The sequence below is a fragment of the Salinisphaera sp. C84B14 genome, assembly GCF_040361435.1.
Classification (GTDB): domain Bacteria; phylum Pseudomonadota; class Gammaproteobacteria; order Nevskiales; family Salinisphaeraceae; genus Salinisphaera.
Window position 1 is genome coordinate 49,683 of record NZ_APNL01000005.1, and the last position, 17,209, is coordinate 66,891.

Below are 17,209 nucleotides of genomic sequence, written 5' to 3' on the forward strand. Positions count from 1 at the left end.
CCCGAGCGCTGGGTTTTATGCGAACACGGGCGTTGGGCCTGCCCCGCGTGCGGGATAAGATGCACCCACCTGTTTCGTCATCACGCTTTCGTCCTTGCGCTCGTTTCGCTTCATCCATGCCGCCGATATCCATCTCGACAGCCCCATGCGCGGGCTTTCGGAGGATGTGCCCGGGGTCGCCGAGCGGCTGCGCCTGGCCACCCGGGAAGCGTTGACCGCGCTCATTGACGCGGCGATCGAACGCGCGGTGGATTTCGTGATTATCGCCGGCGATGTGTACGACGGCGACTGGCGCGATTACCAGACCGGCGTGTTCTTCGTGCGCCAGATGCACCGCCTGGCCAGCGCGTCGATCCCGGTGTATCTGATCCACGGCAATCACGACGCCCAGAACCAGATGACGCGCAGCCTGTCGCTGCCGAACAACGTGCACGTGTTCTCGCACGAAGACGCTGAAACCAGCGTGCTCGAACATCTCGACGTGGCCGTTCACGGCACAAGCTATGCCGAGCGCGCGGTCACCGACAATCTGGTGCCCGGCTACCCCGCACCGGTTGCCGAGCACTTCAATATCGGCGTGCTGCATACGGGCCTGGGCGGGCGTGGCGGTCACGCCAACTATGCGCCCTGCTCGCTCGACGAACTCACTGCCAAGGGCTATGACTACTGGGCGCTGGGCCACGTGCACGCCGCCGAGGTGCTGGCCGAACACCCGCATGTGGTGTTCTCGGGCAATCTCCAGGGCCGGTCCATTCGCGAAACCGGAGCCAAGAGCGCCTATGAAGTGGTAGTGGAAGACGGTCGCGTGGCCGAGCTGCACGCCATTCATTGCGATGTCGCCCGCTGGGCCGAAAGCGAGGTGGACATCGCCACCGCCGACGACTTCAACGACGTGATTGCGGCCATGCGCCGGGCGATCGAAAACGGCGCGAACGACGTCGCGGGGCGTCTTCTGGCGGTACGCCTACGCCTGACCGGCACCACTGCCCTGCACGACCAACTCGCGGCCGCGCCCGAACGCCTGCTGGCCGAAGCACGAACTGCGGCCGCCGGGCTGGGCGCCGCCCAGGTCTATGTCGAAAAGATCAAACTGGCGACCACGCCCGCACTCGATGCCGCCACCCGGCGCGAACGCCAGGATGCGCTGGGCGAAATGCTGCGTCTGCTCGACGAAGCCGTCGACGACCCCGATATTCGGGCGATGATCGAAAAGGATATTCGCCGCCTGGCCGAACGCCTCCCCTACGAGATACGCGAACACGCCGACGACGTACTGCTGCGTGCGGCCATCGACGGCGATACGGCGACCCTGATCGACGGGGCCGGCGATTATCTGCTCTCGCGCCTGGCCGCCGACGAGAGCGCGCCGTGAGGTTCGCGCAACTCGATCTTCTCGCCTACGGTCATTTCACCGACCGCCGGCTGGTCTTCGTACGCGGCGCGACCGACCTGCAACTCGTGTTCGGCGCCAACGAGGCGGGCAAATCCACTGCCCGCAGCGCGATCGGCGATTTCCTGTTCGGTTTTCCGACCCAGACCGAACTCAACTTCGTGCATGCCTACAACGCCCTGCGTATCGGTGCACGTATCGAGGCCGGCGAAGCCGAGATCGAGGCGATCCGCAAAAAGGGCCGCAAGAACACGCTGCTCGATGCAGAGGGCGGGCCCGCTAACACGCTGGAAACCGAGCTGGACCGCCAGCTCGCGGGCGCGGATCGGGCGTTTTTCACCCGCATGTTCAGCCTCGACCATGAAGGCCTGCGCGCCGGCGGCGAAACCCTGGCCGCGGCCGATGCCAACGCCGATACCGCCCTGCTTTCGGCCGGCTCGGGGCTGGCGGACGTGCTCGCCGAACGCGAAGCCCTGGTGGCCGAGGCGGACGGGCTCTGGGCGCCCAACGCCTCCCAGAACCGTCGTTACTATCAGGCCGAAGCCCGGCTCAAGACGGCCGACGCGGATATTCGCGAACACGAAGTCACGGTCGGCGACTGGCAGCGCCGCCGCGAGGCCTTCGACGCCGCCGAAGCACACTACGAACAGCTCGCCGAACGCCGTCGCGCGCTCGACCACCAACGTCTCGAGCTGGAACGTATTCGCCGCGTCGCCCGCCCGGCGCGCCGCTATCGCGAGATCGAAGCCGAACTCGCCGAGCTTAAAGAAACGCCCGATCTGGATGTCGATGCCCGGCCGGCCTTCGAGCGCGCCTGCCAGACGCTCGAATCCAGCCGCATCGCGATTGCCTCCATCCAGGATCAGATCGCAGCCATCGATGCCGAAATCGAAACGCTGGTCGACGAACCCGCCCTGCGCGAGGCCGGGGACACCATCGAGCGCCTGGCCGAGCAGCGCGGCCAGATCGCCACCGACCGCGAGCGCATCGCCGAAATCGAACGCGAACGCGCCCGGCTGACCCAGGCGCTGGACCGCGATCGCACCGAGCTGGGCTGGCAGGACGAGCATACGCCCTGGCCCAGCGCCACCGCCCTCGCCCAGGCCCGGCGTATCGCCACCGACGAAGCCACGCTTCGCCAGAGCGTCGCGCATGCGACGAACAACCTCCAAAACGCCCGCGAAGCCGACGCACGGCTGGCCGACGAGCTGCAATCGCTGGGCGATAGCCGCGATACCGCCGCGCTCGAGGCATGGCTGACCGCCACCACCCGCGAAGGCGATCTCGAAGCCGAGCTGCGCAGCGTCCAGGCGAACGTCGACCGGCTGGATCGCGATATCGAACGTCGCCTGGCCGCCCTGAAACCGGCCGTGAGCGACAGCGACACGCTGGCCGGCCTGGCGGTGCCGGCTCGCGAGCGCGTCGATGAATTCGAGACCGAGCTCGCCGACGCCAGCGAGGCGCACAAGCGTCATCAGCAACGCCTCGACGAACTGAGCGACGAGGTCGAACGCGCCCGCGATGCCCTGGCCCGCCGCCGCGCCGACGAGGCACTGCCGAGTATCGAGGCGCTGCAATCGAGCCGTTCGCATCGCGATGCCTGCTGGCAGCTCGTACGCCGGCGCTATGTCGAAAAGCGCGAACCGGATCTGTTCGACCAGCCCGAAACGCCGGCACTCGACAAGGCCAGCGAAAAGAACCCGGTGTCTGCCTTCGAGCGCAGCACGCAGGCGGCCGACGAACTGGCCGATGCCCGTTTCGACCGGGCCGAAGCCATTGCCCAGGACGCCGAACGCCAGCGCCACGTGGCCGAACGCGAACAGGCGCTCGAACAGGCGACAACACGTCGAGACGACGCCAGGGCCCGTCTCGACGGGCTGCGAACCGAATGGAAAGCCCTGTGGCTGTCGGCCGATATCGAGCCCGCCAGCCCGGCCGCGATGCGGGACTGGCTCGACCGCCGCGACGGCCTGCTTACGGCACGCGCCGACCGTATCGAAGCCGTCGCCGCCCGCGACGATCTGGCCGCGCGTATCGACGCGCAGCGCATACAGCTCCTCGAGCTGCTCGGTCATGGCGACAAATCGACCCACACCGCCCTGGCGGTGTTGATCGAACAGGCCCGCCAGACAGTCGAACGCGAAAAACGCCGCAGCGACGAACGCCGGCGTATCGAACGCGAACGCGGCGACTACGCCCGCCGTATCGATACGTTGCTTAGCGAACACAGGACGGCCGAAGCCGCGCTGGACGACTGGCAGCAACGCTGGCACGCGGCTCTTGCCGAACTTGGTCTGGACGCGCATCTGGACGCCGACGCCGGCCGGGCCGCCCTCGACGTGCTCGACAGCGCGCGTGAGCATGCCCGTACCAGCCGCGATCTGGCCGCCGAACAGGCCGATCTCGTCGAACGCCGCCAGCGTTTCGAACAGCGGCTGGCACAGGTACTCGACGCCACGGGCCGAACCGCGAACGAAAACGAAGCCGCCGAGCAGAGCGTGCAGCGACTCAACGCTGCGCTACGCGACGCCCAGAGCCGCCACGACCGGCTACAGACCCGCCAAAGCGATCGCCAACGCCAGGGCGAACAGATCGCCGAGCACGAGGCCACCCGAGCCGAGGCCCAGCGTCGTATCGACGCCCTCTGTCGACAGGCGGGGGTCGCCGATGCCCAGGCGCTCGAAAGCGTCATCACGCGTGCCGAACGCCGCCGGGCGCTGGCAGACGAACAGGCCGCCACCGCCGACACCCTGGCCGAACAGGGCGATGGCCGGGCGGTAGACAATCTCATCGCCGCAGTCGAGGCCAGCGATCTCGATTCGCTGCGCGAACAGATCGATGCCCTGGCCGATCAGCTCGAGGACGTGGACGACGAACTGGGCCCGGCCCGCGACGCCCGCAACGAAGCCCGCGCCGATTTCGAGGCCATCGGCGGCGACGATCGCGCCGTGACCGCCGCGGCGGAACGCCAGACCGCCCTCGCCGACATGCAGGACGCCGCCGAACGTTACCTGCGGGTCGGCACCGCGGCCCTGCTGCTCAAATGGGCGGGCCAGCGCTATGCCATGGACAAGCAGCGCCCGCTCATCGAACGCGGCTCCGCGCTCATGAACCAGCTCACCGGCGGCGCCTTCGAACGCCTGGCTGGCGACTTCGACGAGCGCGACGAGCTGCAGATCGTGGGCGTACGCGCCGACGGTTCGCACGTACGCCCTGCCGGCATGAGCGAAGGTACGCGCGACCAGCTCTATCTGGCCCTGCGTATCGCCGCGATCGAGGACTATCTGCAGCGTGCCGCGCCCCTGCCGGTGGTCGCCGACGATCTGTTCATCAACTTCGACGACGAGCGTGCCCTGGCCGGCCTCGACGTGCTGGCCGGCCTGGCCGAAAAAACCCAGGTCCTGTTCTTCACCCACCATCAGCATCTGCGCGACATGGCTGCAGAAAAGCTGGGCGATCGCGTACAAACCCATGAGCTGTAAACCCACGCTTGAACCATCGGCCGCGCTTGTCGAAGCGCTGCGACCGCTTGCCGGCATGCGCATCGCGCTGATCGCGCCGGCCGGCGGCGTCAAGGATGAACGCATCGATACCGCGCTCGCCGTACTTGCGGCAGCGGGCGTCGAGGCCCTGCTGGGCAGCCACGCCCGGGACCATCACCGCTATCTCGCCGGCACCGCCGCCGATCGCCTAGCCGACCTGCAGGCCGCCTTCGAATGGCCGAAAGTCGATGCCGTGTGGTGTCTGCGCGGCGGCTACGGCAGCGCCCAGTTCGTACAGGCGATCGACTGGGAACGCATTCCGCGCGATGTGCCGCTGGTCGGCTATTCGGATATGAGCCTGTTGCTGGCCGCATTCGCCCGCCACGAGCGCGCCGCGATTCATGCCTCGGTGGCCACCGAGCTGGCCCTGCCCGGCGCAACGCCGGCCGAGCAACAGGCGCGGGCGGCCTCGATGGCGTCGCTGGCGGCTTGTTTGCAGCACGAAGTCAGCGAATGGCCGCTGGCCTATCACGGCGGCCCGGCGGAAGCGCTTGCCGGGCGCGTGGTCGGCGGCAATCTCACCACGCTGGCCAGCGTGGCCGGTACGCCGTCTGCGCTGACGCTGAACGACGACGCCATCCTTTTGCTCGAAGACGTGGGCGAGGCCGAGTTCCGGCTGGAACGCTGTCTGCAACAGCTGCTCGACTCGATCGATACGCGCCGCGTGAAGGCCCTCGTTCTCGGGCGCTTCGAGCGCTGTACCCTGGCCTGCGGCATGGATTCGCTGGTCGAGATCGTCGCCGAATACACGAACGCGCGCGGCATCGCCCTGTATTCCGACGCCCCGGTCGGCCACGGCTGCGTCAATCACGCCTGGCGCTACGGCGCCCGTGCCCATATCGACGCCAATCGCCTGCGTATCGGCGGCCTCTGAAGCTCGGGCCGCGTAGCGTCTTTGCGGCGTGCCGCGATTGGATCAGACTGGCGCCATGAGCAATGCGGCCCCCTCGCGTGAAAGTCTCGAAGCGCGGCTCGACGAGCTCGAGGCCGAGGCCCGTGCCTATCTCGACGAGAGCCGCGATGCCGACACGGCAGTAGAACTGGACCAGACCCGTCAGGGACGCCTGTCGCGTATGGACGCCATGCAGGCGCAGGCGATGAGCCGCGCGGCCCGCAACCGGGCGAACCAGACGCTGCAACGCGTGGCCGCCACGCGCAAACGGCTCGACAGCGCCGATTTCGGCTATTGCCTGGACTGTGACGAGCCGATCGCCCCGGCCCGACTCGCGCACGACCCCACCACGCTGCGCTGTCTGGACTGTGCCGCCGCCCGCGAATAGCGCCGCTAGTCGCGGTCGAATGCAGCCAGCAGTTCGTCGCGAAAAACCGTCTCCGCGGCCCGCATAGGGCGCTCGCTGTTCCACAGCAGATGAATATCGACATCCGCCAGCCCCTCTTCAGGCGGCAGCTTGCGCAGCATGCCGGCCTCGGTTTCGCGGCGGAACGCGTCTTCCGGCAGAAAGCCGATGCCATAGCCGCACATGATCAGTCGGCAGACTTCTTCGAGATTCGACGACGAGGCAGCCAGCCGCCCCTGAAACCCGTGGTGTTCGCGAAACAGCGTGAGCGGCGAGAGCGTGTCGCCGAGATAATCGCCGGTGAAGGTCACCAGATCTTCGTGCAGCAGTCGCGACACCTCGACTTCGCGGCGGGCATACAGGGCATGCGGGCGACCACAGAACAGGGCATAGCGCTGCGGCACGATCAGCCGTCGTTCGACCGACGGCGTATCGAGCCGGCACAGCCCGAGCCCGAACGAGGCCGTGTTCTGGCGAATTGCCATGAGCACGTCGTGGCCGCGCAGCACCTCGACCTCCAGTTCCACGCGCGGATAGCGGCGATGAAAATCGGCCAGAAAATCGTTGTAGCGTTGGGAATGCACGCGGCTGACGGTGAGCAGTTTCACCCGCCCCAGCACCTGATCTGTCGCAGCCCGTGCCGGCATTTCCAGGCTGGATACATCGGCGAACACGCCACGCGCGATTCGTTGTACTTCCTCGCCGGCGGCGGTCAGCGCGATCTGCGGACCGCGGCGCTGGACCAGCGCATAGCCCAGCTGACCCTGTAGCCGTTTGAGCGCCTGACTGACTGCCGGCTGGGTGACGAACAGCCGTTCCGCCGCGCGGCTGAGATTGAGCTCGTCGGCCACCACCAGAAACGTACGGATGAGGTTCCAGTCCAGCCGGGCCGCCAGATCGCGTGACCCGTGCTCGCCTGCGGATAGCGACTTCTTGTTCGAGCGATCGGCCATTGTCAGCATCCGAGCCGGTGCAATTATTAGCCAGACTAATAATACAGATAATATCGCGTGCTTTGACTGATGCGCGGTTATTACCGCTAGATGAAAAGACACGATCAGGCGTCTGCGCCAAGCCCATGACTACCGTGGTGCTCGAGCGCACGCCGGCCGACGCGCCTTCAAGCGCGCTCCGTTTTTACCAGTTCAACACGCTTATGCTCGAAACCAACGGCCCAAGACTGTGGGACAGCCTGATGGCGATGGCCGAGATCGGCGCCACCGCCAACGGCGGCAGCAGCCGGCTGGCGCTGACCGCCGAAGATGCCGCCGGCCGGGCACTGTTCGTGCGATGGGCGGAGGCCGAAGGCCTGAGCGTATCGCGGGATGCCATCGGCAACCTGTTCGCGCGCCGGGCCGGGCAAGCGGACGGCCCGCCGGTGGTGATCGGCAGCCATCTGGATACCCAGCCCAAGGGCGGACGTTTCGATGGCGTACTCGGCGTGCTGGCCGCCCTCGAAGCCGTACGCACGCTCAACGAAAACAATATCCAGACCCGTGCGCCGATCGAAATCGCGAACTGGACCAACGAAGAAGGCGCCCGCTTCACGCCCGCCATGCTGGGTTCGTCGGTGTTCACCGGCGCCCTGGCGCTCGACGACGGGCTGGCACGCGAAGACACCCACGGCGAACGCATTGCCGACAGCCTGCAGATCATCGGCGAGGCCGGCGATACGCCCCTCGCCCGCCCATTCGATGCCTATTTCGAAGCGCATATCGAACAGGGCCCGGTACTCGAGGACAACGACAAGACCATTGGCGTGGTCACCGGCGGCCAGGCGATTCGCTGGCTGGACGTACACCTGACCGGCAAGGCCGGCCATGCCGGCACCACGCCCATGCCGGTACGCCGCGACGCCATGTTCGCGGCCGCCGAGGCGATGGCCGCCATCGAAGACCATGTCGCCGGCGTCGACGGCCTGCTGGCCACGATCGGCGAATGCCATGTCGACCACGGCTCGCGCAATACCATCGCTGCGGATGTGGCATTCACCCTCGACCTGCGCCACCCCGCGGATGCCGTGGTCGATGCCGCCATCGACCGCATTCGCGAACGCCTCGCCGAGCGACTGCCAACGCGCGGCGTGGAGCACGAACTGTCGCTGCACTGGCGCAGCCCGGCGCTGCCCTTCGACGACACCTGCGTAGGCCATGTGCGCGATGCCGCGAAAGCGCTCGGCTGTGCCTGGCAGGACATCATCAGCGGCGCCGGCCACGATGCCTTCCACCTGGCCCGGCACTGTCCCACCGCGATGGTGTTCATTCCCTGTGCCGATGGCCTGAGCCATCACGAGGCCGAGTCCATCGAGCCCGAACACGCCAAACGTGCTGCCGACGTGCTCGTCAACGCGGCCCTGGCCCGGGCCGGGCGCGTCTAGCGCACCGCAACCGAGAGAAAACCCATGGATTTCAAACCCTACGTTCTCATGCTGTTCGGCAATGCCCTGCTGACCACGGTGATCTGCTGTGTGGTGGTGGGCGCGATCCTGCTGCGTGAATACCGCCCGACCATTCTGCGTCTCAAGCGAGAACGCAGCGACAAGCGCTAGGCGCATATTCGGGGGAGCAATCATGAACATTACGCTGACCATATTCATCGCCGTGCTCGCCGCCTATGTGCTGGTGGCGGCCGGGCTGACCCGTTTCATCAAGAACCGCGACGATTTCTATGTCATGGGCGAGCAGGGCTCGACCCTGCTGCTTACCGGCACCCTGGCCGCAACCTTTCTGAGCGCGGTCACGCTGATGGGCATTGCCGGTATTTCCTATAGCGAAGGGCCGCTGGTCATCGGCGCGCTGGGCTCGTTCGGCGCGTGGCTGGGCACGCTCATCGCAGTGGTCTGGATCGGGCGCAAGATGAAGGCCATGGAATGCCGGACGATGATGGATTTCTTCGACCGGCGCTTCAACAACAAGTGGGTGAGCGTGGTCGCGCTCATTCTCATGGTGATCGGCCTGCTCGGCTACGGCATCATCCAGCTCATCGGGGCCGGCCTGGTGCTGGCCGAGATCATCGACGTGCCGTTTCCGGCCATCATCATCGCCTTCACCTTCGCGTTGATGATCTTCTGCAGCCTGTCGGGCATGTACGGCGTGGTCTATACCGACACCATGATGTTCTTCACCATGCTGGCGATCGCCTTCGTGATCTCGCCCTTGCTCATCGGCCAGGCCGGCATGGAAAACCTGCGGGGCCTGAGCGACAGCCTGCCGGGCTATTGGACCCTGGCCGGCGCGGACGGGCGCAGCATCGGCTGGTCGATCTCGCAGTTCCTGGTCTGGATTCTGTTCTTTGCCTGTACGCCGGCGCTGGTTTCACGCGTGTTCCCGGCCAAGAACGATTTCGTGATCCTCAAGGTCGCCATCATCGGCGTGTTCTTCGCCCCTGCCATGCAGCTGATGGTGTATCTCGCGGCCTCGGCCATGCAGGTGATCCAGCCCGGTATCGAGCCGGCCGACCGCGCCATGATCGTGGGCTTCATGGACCACACCAATCCGGTGCTGGCCGGCGTGGGCCTGGCCGGCTTGATGGCTTCGATCATGTCCACGGCCTCCACGCTGTTCGTGCTCACCGGCTTTGCCCTGGCACGCGATCTCTACGAGAAGCTGTTCGAAAAGAAGCTCGACGAAAAACGCAGCGTCCTCGCCGGGCGTATTTCGCAGGTGATCGTATCCGTTATCGTCTGCGTGATCGCCATCGCGCGGCCGGCCGGCATCTACTGGATATCGATCTATGCCGGTTCCATCTTCGCCGTGGCCTGGCTGCCGACGATTGTCGCCGCGATGAAATGGCGCCGCGCCAGCGCGCCGGCGGTACTGGCCTGCATGCTGGTGGGCTCGATCAGCTTCATCCTGCTCGGCGAGCTGGAACGCCACGGGCTGATCAGCTATCCGGCAGGCATCGACAACCTGATGATGGCCTTTGCCCTGGGCACGGTCACGCTCGTCGTGATGTGTCTGACCTTCAAGCCCAGCGGCTATGAAATCGAGCGTTTCGAGGAAATGAAGGGCCAGCGCATGTCCGAGATCACCATCGGCCGCTTTCTGGCCGACGATGCCAGCGGCGCTTCGCTGATTCGCGAATATCGTCGCGTGTGGATGGCGCTCATTGCCATGCTGGTGATCGCGGCCGGCCTGTGGGGCTATTTCTTCGTCCAGCTCGGTCTGTAAAAAGGGGCACGTCGCCTGATCCGGATCCCAGCGCAGCATCCGCTGGGCGGCTAATCAGACGCCGGACCGGCACAGCCTTGATTCGGTCCGCAGTTGCGCTGCGCTTCTGAACACGACCTGCGCGACGGCCCATGCTGGCCGTCCCGCGGCGTACGCCGCCGATCACGCCTTTCGCACATCGACACCGACCCCGGCGGCGGCGTGGCCATTGGCCTGCGCCCACCCGAACCGCGGTCCCGAGCCGCTGAGCGGACCGGAACGGCGCGCTTTTCAAGCGTCGGTCATCAACGCGTCATTTTCGCTTCCTAGAATCGCGTCGCAGTTTGCGCTGCAGGATTCCTGCAGGCTGGGGGGCGATCACAATGAAAATTTTTCTGGCCAGTGGTCTGGGGCTGCTGGTCGTGCTGAGCGCAATGCCGGTGCAGGCCAACCCGGATGTGATTTCGCGCGAGTACAAACTGATTCTCGATGCCAGCCGGTTCCAGTACCAGAACGAACAAAGTGATGTACTGAACCTGATGCAAGCAGCCAAACCGGCTATCGAAGATGCCATCGACCGCTCCGTCACAGGCACCGCCACCCTGGACCATGACCGACAGGTGCGTTTTTTCGACACCGCGGGTTCCTGCGTACTCGATCAGCTCGGCTACAGTTTTCGCGAGCGCCTGGAAAACGGCAACTCCGAAGTGACACTGAAATTTCGCAGTCCGGATCGCTACATCGCCGATTTCGAGGATCTTTCCTCCAGCACCAAGGGCGCGGACAGCAAACTGGAAGCGGATGTCGGCGCCACCAGCGACATGCCGTTCAAGGTGGTGTACAGCCATTCCACCAAGGCGCCTAACGGCCGCAAGCTCAATCGCATGAACGATATCCATGCGCATTTTCCCGGCTTCGAGGATGACTACGGCCTGGATGACGATCTGGCCCTGTCAGTGGTCGGTGATCTGACGGTGACCGAGCGCGTTTACCGCAATGTGGATATCGATCTGGGCCAGCACGACGGCGAGATCAGCATCACGCTCTGGTATGCCGGCACCCCGTCCGGCAACCAGGCACCGGCAGTGGCCGAGATTTCCTTCAAATATGAAGACCCATCCGCGGACTACACCCGAAAGGTCGTGAATCGTGCCCGGCAGGCTTTCGATGCCCTGCGTGGCCTGAGCGACTGGGTGGAGCCCGACGGCCAGACCAAAACCGCATTCGTCTATCAGTACGACAGCACTTTCTGTCAGCCCTGAAGTCCCGTCCTGAAAAATCGCAAGGAACGTTGCCGTGTTCAATAAAACCCTGATCGCCTCGGCCGTCGCCGCCGCTCTGCTTTCCGGTTGTAGTGATAGCTCGTCAAGTAACGGCGACACCGACACGGGCACGTCGCCCACCTCGCCGACCGACAATTTCCCGGCGCAAGGCGTGGCCCTACCCTACACGGTGCTGCGCTCCGATTTGATCGATGCCAACACCCAGCAACCCTTCGAAGTACGCAACGGCGGCTTCGGCTCCGCCATGACCGGCGACCCGGCCGACAACCGCCGTTTTTATGCGCTCACCGATCGCGGCCCCAATGCCAGCTTCACCGGCAGCCAGGGCAAGGGCAAGAAATTCCCCACCGCGGATTACACGCCCCGCATCGGGCACTATGAAGTCACCGCCGAGGGCAAGGTGGTGCTGCTCGATACCATTCTGCTCAAGCGCCCGGATGGCACCCTGATCACCGGCCTGCCTAACAGCAGCGCGCTGGGCGGCACCGGAGAGACGCCCTACAACGCCGATGGCTCCCCGGTACTGGAAAACCCGACCCAGCCCTATGACGCCGAAACCAACCCGCTGCGCCTGGACGATTACGGGCTGGATGGCGAAGGCCTGGTGGCGCTCAGCGACGGCTCCTTCTGGGTATCCGACGAGTATGGCCCGCACATCGTGCATTTCGATGCCGAGGGCAAGGAAATAGGCCGGATCAACCCGTTCGCCGATGACGAGCGTAACGATTACACCCTGCCGGCAGAGTTCGCCAATCGCCGTGCCAACCGCGGCATGGAGGGTCTGGCCATCACCCCGGACGAGAAAACCCTTGTGGGCGTCATGCAGTCGACCATGGATAACCCGGGCAAGAGCGTCCGTGACCTGGACATGACCCGTATCGTGACCATCAATCTGGACGATGGCAGCGTCGGTCAATACCTGTACAAGCAGGAAAAAAACCAGAACTCCAACTCCGAGCTGGCGGCGTTGAGCGCCACCCAGTTCCTGTTACTCGAACGGGACGGCAGCTTCCTGTATGGCGGTCCGGATGGCCCCGCAGCGGCCAATCCCGCCGCCCAGAAGACGGTTTTTCGTATCGATTTGAGCACAGGCACCAATCTGGAAACCATCGCCACCGGCGGCGAGCTAAGCCAGGACGCCGAACTGGGCTTGACCATCGACGGCAAGACGCTGGAAGAAGTGGTCCAGGCAGACGGCTGGGCCGGCCTGGCCGCCTACAATATCCTGCCCGTGGACAAACAGCTGGTAGTGGATATGGTGGCCCAGGTGAGCTACCCCCACGACAAGATGGAAGGCCTCTGGGTGATCGACAGCAACACCCTGGGCGTGCTCAACGACGATGACTTCGCCACCTGGTCCACGGACAGCGGCGAGCTGGAGCAAAAGATGCTCGACAGCAACACTATCGACGGCAACCGTCTCTACATCGTGCCCGCGGACCTGTCCGTCAAATAGGGCCTGTAAACACGGCCAGGGCCGGCCTGTTGCAGATGCGCAGGCCGGCCCCTGTTACGACGAGAGCGCTGACGCAGTGGTCGCTGCGGCACTGGGTCGAGGGCATCTCGACCGCTATCTGAGCCGCGAAGCGCGGCTCGCGCGTGCACGGATGCAAGCCCCGCCCGGATAGCCGTCGCTACGAGCACGCTCTACGTGAGTCGAGTCGCCTGTGCGCTATCGGCGCGCGGCCCGGCCGCGAACGCCAGGACCTGCTCGCCGATGTCAGGCACGCTTATCAAGGCGTTGCGATCGCTAGTTTATGCAGATCGCGGACAGCGAATCGTGTCGCGCGCGTTAGACTCTTGGCAGCGCCTGCGCGCTGTCGATTTCCCACGTTGCGAGAGATTCATGCTGCCCCAACTGACCGCCACCGAAGCCCGCGTGATCGGCTGCCTGATGGAAAAGGCCGTCACCACGCCGGATCAGTATCCGCTCACGCTCAACGCGCTGACCAATGCGGCCAACCAGAAATCATCGCGGGAACCGGTCATGGCGCTCAAGCCGGCCGAGGTACAACGGGCCGCTCGCGCCCTGCGCGATCGCAGCCTCGTGCATATCGAGGAGAACTTCAAAAACGGCGTGGAGAAGTACAAGCAGCGCCTGTGCAACACCACCTACAACGACCTGCAGCTCTCCAAGGGCCAGTACGCCGTGCTCACGCTGCTGCTGCTGCGTGGCCCGCAGACGCCGGGCGAACTGCGCGCACGCAGCGGCCGGCTGCACACCTTCGACGACAACGCGGCGGTGACGACCGCCGTGGGTGATCTGCTCGGCGAAGACGACAGCGCCCTGTTCGTGCAGCTGCCGCGTACGCCCGGCCGCAAGGAAGCCGAGCTCATGCACCAGCTGTGCGGGCCGGTGGATATCGCCGCCCATGCCCAGAAGGCCGCCGCGGCCCGCGGCGATGGCGGCGCCTCCCAGGGGCGGATCGCAGAACTGGAAACACGGATCCGCGAGCTCGAAGCCGAAAACGCCGAACTGCGTCAACGGCTCGGCGAACAGGGCTAAGACGCCCGCCAACCACCGAGCGGGCAAAACGATCCACGAATCGGGAGCAGATCATGTCGAACGGCGACATCACGGTTAAACCGATCACGGCCGAAGACAAGCACGCCTGGCTACCGTTATTTCGCGGCTACGCGGTCTTCTACAAGGCGCAGATCGATAGCGGAATCGAAGACGAAGTGTGGCGCTGGCTGACCGACCCGGCGCACGTGCTCGAAGGCTATCTGGCGTGGAACGCCGAGGGCAGCGCGGTCGGCCTGATTCATATCCGCGAATGCCCGCGCCCGTTGTCCGGCAAGATGATGGGCTTTCTCGACGACATGTTCGTCGACCCGCGCCAGCGTGGTACGGGCGCGGCGGATGCGCTGTTCGAGTTCATGCGCCAGACCGCCGAGGATCGCGGCTGGCCGGTGTTTCGCTGGCTCACGCAGCACTACAACTATCGCGGGCGCGCCTTCTACGACAAATACACCGGCAGCTCGAGCGACTTCATCATGTATCAGTGGACGTTCTGAGCGCCGCCTGGCCGGCCATCGCCCTGGACGAGCACCGTCGCCAAGGCCGGCGCTCGCCGGTGGCTTTGGCCCACGCACCAACCTAGCCCAATCACGCCAGAACGAGATTTCCAGAGCAGGCTTGGAACAAGGTCGCTGGACGTGCGGCTCGTCGATATCGCAGCCCGGATGAGGTGAAGCGGGTGAGCTGCCATCGCGCAACCAACTGAGACACAATGATTTAACGCTTACAAGCATCGTGGACTGAACACCGCGTATGCGGCAGGCTCTCGCGCTTTCCATACCCCAGAGTCAGCCCGATGCGCATTCACCAACCTCTCCAGGCCGCCCTGACCGCCCTGCTGCTACTGATCTGTTTCGCTTCCCATGCGCAGGCGCCTGGGGGCGACGCCGGGGCCACACAGATCAAGCTCGACGAAGACGTGCTATCGCGCCTGGAAGCGGCCCAGGCCGATATCGAAGCCCATGGCGGTGTCGAGGCGTTCGCCGAAGACGACGACCACCAGACCGGCTCGTCAACCATGCCCGAGACGATAGAACGCGTGGGTGCCAGTATCGACGCCGACCCGAAAAAACACGCTCTGGTCGATCGACACGGCTTCACCGGACGCAGCTTCATACGCGCCCATCTGACGCTGTTGCAGGCCAAGTACGCCGCGCTCATGGGCGAGGCAGGCCAGAAATCGGACATCGCCCGCCACAACGCGAAGTTCTACAAGGCCCATGAAGCACGCATCAAGCAGCTCATGGGCCAGCCGGATGATCGCTCGCAGGCCGATATCGATAAAACCGAAGAATCGGCGAAGCGATTCGGCGAAATGGACCCCGACGTACGCGAAGATTGCCACATGATCGCGGCCGGAATGCTGCCGCTGGTCCCGCTGGGCGCGCCCGGCAGTGCCGAAGTCGATAACCAGCATCTGCGCAAGGTCGCGGCGTCGCTGACCGAGACCGCAGGCCGTCTGAACCACGACTCGTTACGCGAGCAGATGAACACCATGGCGGATGTGCTGCGCAACGATCCCGGCCACGCCCCGCTCAAGTCGCCGCGTTTCAAGGCCGCCGTCGAGCAACTCAAGGCCTGGTCCGACGAGAACTGCTAGGGACTCGCCGACCCGTACGTATGTACCCGCCCGCCGGGCATGCGGCCAATACGGGCCGCATGTCCCTTGCCTGGGCTTTCAAGCGTATCGCAGCCGCAGGCAAAACAGCCTGCCCAAAGCGTGAACCCGGCGCATTCCGCCAAAGTTTTCGATTCACGTTAAACTGAGGTCCAAGCACAAACGTGTATCAATCACGCTTAGAAAGGGTTGCTAAAGCATGCTTAAAGTAGGTTTTGTTGGTTGGCGCGGCATGGTGGGCTCAGTGCTCATGCAGCGCATGCTGGATGAAAACGATTACGAGGGCATCGAGCCGGTGTTCTTTTCCACGTCGCAGGCCGGCCAGCCCGGCCCGGACATCGGCAAGGACGTACCGGCACTGCAGGACGCCAAGGACGTGGACGCGCTCAAGGCCATGGACGTGATCATGACCTGCCAGGGCGGCGACTACACCGGCGAAATGTACCAGCCGCTGCGCGACGCCGGCTGGGACGGCTACTGGATCGATGCCGCCAGCAAGCTGCGCATGGCCGAGGATTCGACCATCGTGCTCGACCCGGTCAACCGCGACGTGATCGAAAAGAACCTCGACCGCGGCACCAAGACCTTCTGTGGCGGCAACTGCACCGTGAGCCTCATGCTCATGGGCCTGGGCGGGCTGTTCGAGGCCGATCTCATCGAATGGATGTCGGCCATGACCTATCAGGCTGCCTCCGGTTCGGGTGCCCAGCACATGCGCGAGCTGCTGGTGCAGATGGGCCAGCTGCGCGACACCGTCGCCGACCAGCTGGATACGCCCTCCTCGGCGATTCTGGATATCGATCGCGACGTGACCGCCAAGATGCGCGATTCCAGTTTCCCGGTCGAACAGTTCGGCTACCCGCTGGCCGGCTCGGCCCTGCCCTGGATCGATTCACTAATCGACGAGACCGGCCAGTCCAAGGAAGAATGGAAGGCCGGCGCCGAATCCAACAAGATCCTCGGCCGCGACGGCAACCCGATCCCGATGGACGGGCTGTGTGTGCGTATCGGCTCGATGCGCTGTCATAGCCAGGCGTTCACCATCAAGCTCAAGAAGAACGTCTCCATTGAAGAAATCGAAGAGCGCATTGCGGCCCATAACGAGTGGGTGAAGGTCGTGCCCAACAACAAGGAAGCCACCCTCAAGGATCTCACCGCCACGGCCGTCTCCGGCACGCTGACGGTGCCGGTCGGCCGGCTGCGCAAGCTGGCCATGGGCGAGGAATATCTGGCGGCCTATACCGTGGGCGACCAGCTGCTCTGGGGTGCGGCCGAGCCGATTCGGCGCATGCTCAACATCGTGCGCGAACGCGCCTGATCGGGCGTTTATCGCCACCGGGCTATGTCCCGGCGCGCACACCGAAAGCCGGCCGCGGATTCCGTGGCCGGTTTTTTTTGTGCACGGCGCA

The 17,209-nt window shown here is 65.0% G+C and carries 14 protein-coding genes; 13 read left to right on the forward strand and 1 reads right to left on the reverse strand.

The features are described 5' to 3' along the window. Positions 1–94: 94 nt before the first annotated feature. The 4 genes from C84B14_RS05575 to C84B14_RS05590 are packed head-to-tail and all read left to right on the forward strand — an operon-like array spanning position 95 to position 6,212. Entirely contained in the window at positions 95–1,372 is a 1,278-nt protein-coding gene (locus C84B14_RS05575; RefSeq protein WP_293623784.1) for a metallophosphoesterase family protein, read from the forward strand. Continuing rightward, complete coding sequence (locus C84B14_RS05580; RefSeq protein WP_293623785.1) at positions 1,369–4,872, forward strand: ATP-binding protein; 3,504 nt, start codon at positions 1,369–1,371, stop codon at positions 4,870–4,872. Before C84B14_RS05575 ends, C84B14_RS05580 begins: the two co-directional genes overlap by 4 nt. Next, complete coding sequence (locus tag C84B14_RS05585) at positions 4,862–5,806, forward strand: S66 peptidase family protein (protein WP_293623786.1); 945 nt, start codon at positions 4,862–4,864, stop codon at positions 5,804–5,806. Before C84B14_RS05580 ends, C84B14_RS05585 begins: the two co-directional genes overlap by 11 nt. A 55-nt stretch (positions 5,807–5,861) precedes the next feature. Continuing rightward, positions 5,862–6,212 carry a TraR/DksA family transcriptional regulator gene (locus C84B14_RS05590; protein ID WP_293623787.1) on the forward strand — a complete coding sequence of 117 codons (351 nt, stop codon included), beginning with the start codon at positions 5,862–5,864 and terminating at the stop codon, positions 6,210–6,212. Positions 6,213–6,217: 5 nt separating this feature from the next. On the opposite strand, the gene C84B14_RS05595 is transcribed toward C84B14_RS05590, so the two are convergent. Further along, positions 6,218–7,183, reverse strand: coding sequence for a LysR family transcriptional regulator (locus C84B14_RS05595; RefSeq protein ID WP_293623788.1), 966 nt, complete (start codon positions 7,181–7,183; stop codon positions 6,218–6,220). 203 nt (positions 7,184–7,386) lie between these two features. Between C84B14_RS05595 and C84B14_RS05600 the strand changes: the two genes are divergently transcribed. The 9 genes from C84B14_RS05600 (at position 7,387) to asd (ending at position 17,118) form a co-directional block, all read left to right on the forward strand. After that, complete coding sequence (locus tag C84B14_RS05600; protein ID WP_353222705.1) at positions 7,387–8,607, forward strand: Zn-dependent hydrolase; 1,221 nt, start codon at positions 7,387–7,389, stop codon at positions 8,605–8,607. A gap of 24 nt (positions 8,608–8,631) precedes the next feature. Continuing rightward, positions 8,632–8,778, forward strand: a complete 147-nt coding sequence (locus C84B14_RS05605; protein WP_006913053.1) for a hypothetical protein — start codon at positions 8,632–8,634, stop codon at positions 8,776–8,778. Between the two features lie 22 nt (positions 8,779–8,800). Next, positions 8,801–10,399: a sodium:solute symporter family protein gene (locus C84B14_RS05610; RefSeq protein ID WP_293623790.1), complete on the forward strand. Its 1,599-nt coding sequence runs from the start codon at positions 8,801–8,803 to the stop codon at positions 10,397–10,399. A 362-nt stretch (positions 10,400–10,761) separates the two neighbouring features. Then, entirely contained in the window at positions 10,762–11,640 is an 879-nt protein-coding gene (locus C84B14_RS05615; protein WP_293623791.1) for a hypothetical protein, read from the forward strand. Positions 11,641–11,674: 34 nt separating this feature from the next. Continuing rightward, positions 11,675–13,117, forward strand: a complete 1,443-nt coding sequence (locus tag C84B14_RS05620) for an esterase-like activity of phytase family protein (protein WP_293623792.1) — start codon at positions 11,675–11,677, stop codon at positions 13,115–13,117. Positions 13,118–13,507: 390 nt separating this feature from the next. Next, on the forward strand, positions 13,508–14,167 hold the full coding sequence (locus C84B14_RS05625) for a YceH family protein (RefSeq protein ID WP_353222472.1): 660 nt from the start codon (positions 13,508–13,510) through the stop codon (positions 14,165–14,167). Positions 14,168–14,220: 53 nt separating this feature from the next. Further along, a complete protein-coding gene (locus C84B14_RS05630) occupies positions 14,221–14,679 on the forward strand; it encodes a GNAT family N-acetyltransferase (protein WP_353222474.1) in 459 nt (152 codons plus the stop codon). 299 nt (positions 14,680–14,978) lie between these two features. Next, positions 14,979–15,782 carry a hypothetical protein gene (locus C84B14_RS05635; RefSeq protein ID WP_353222476.1) on the forward strand — a complete coding sequence of 268 codons (804 nt, stop codon included), beginning with the start codon at positions 14,979–14,981 and terminating at the stop codon, positions 15,780–15,782. A gap of 217 nt (positions 15,783–15,999) precedes the next feature. Then, complete coding sequence (gene asd / locus C84B14_RS05640) at positions 16,000–17,118, forward strand: aspartate-semialdehyde dehydrogenase (protein ID WP_353222477.1); 1,119 nt, start codon at positions 16,000–16,002, stop codon at positions 17,116–17,118. Positions 17,119–17,209 lie beyond the last annotated feature (91 nt).

Bases quoted from the DNA above. Each gene is read 5' to 3' on its own strand.
- asd (WP_353222477.1), top strand. From the start codon at position 16,000: ATGCTTAAAGTAGGTTTTGTTGGTTGGCGCGGCATGGTGGGCTCAGTG.
- C84B14_RS05585 (WP_293623786.1), top strand. From the start codon at position 4,862: ATGAGCTGTAAACCCACGCTTGAACCATCGGCCGCGCTTGTCGAAGCG.
- C84B14_RS05615 (WP_293623791.1), top strand. From the start codon at position 10,762: ATGAAAATTTTTCTGGCCAGTGGTCTGGGGCTGCTGGTCGTGCTGAGC.
- C84B14_RS05600 (WP_353222705.1), top strand. From the start codon at position 7,387: ATGCTCGAAACCAACGGCCCAAGACTGTGGGACAGCCTGATGGCGATG.
- C84B14_RS05625 (WP_353222472.1), top strand. From the start codon at position 13,508: ATGCTGCCCCAACTGACCGCCACCGAAGCCCGCGTGATCGGCTGCCTG.
- C84B14_RS05605 (WP_006913053.1), top strand. From the start codon at position 8,632: ATGGATTTCAAACCCTACGTTCTCATGCTGTTCGGCAATGCCCTGCTG.
- C84B14_RS05595 (WP_293623788.1), bottom strand. From the start codon at position 7,183: ATGGCCGATCGCTCGAACAAGAAGTCGCTATCCGCAGGCGAGCACGGG.
- C84B14_RS05635 (WP_353222476.1), top strand. From the start codon at position 14,979: ATGCGCATTCACCAACCTCTCCAGGCCGCCCTGACCGCCCTGCTGCTA.
- C84B14_RS05610 (WP_293623790.1), top strand. From the start codon at position 8,801: ATGAACATTACGCTGACCATATTCATCGCCGTGCTCGCCGCCTATGTG.
- C84B14_RS05630 (WP_353222474.1), top strand. From the start codon at position 14,221: ATGTCGAACGGCGACATCACGGTTAAACCGATCACGGCCGAAGACAAG.
- C84B14_RS05590 (WP_293623787.1), top strand. From the start codon at position 5,862: ATGAGCAATGCGGCCCCCTCGCGTGAAAGTCTCGAAGCGCGGCTCGAC.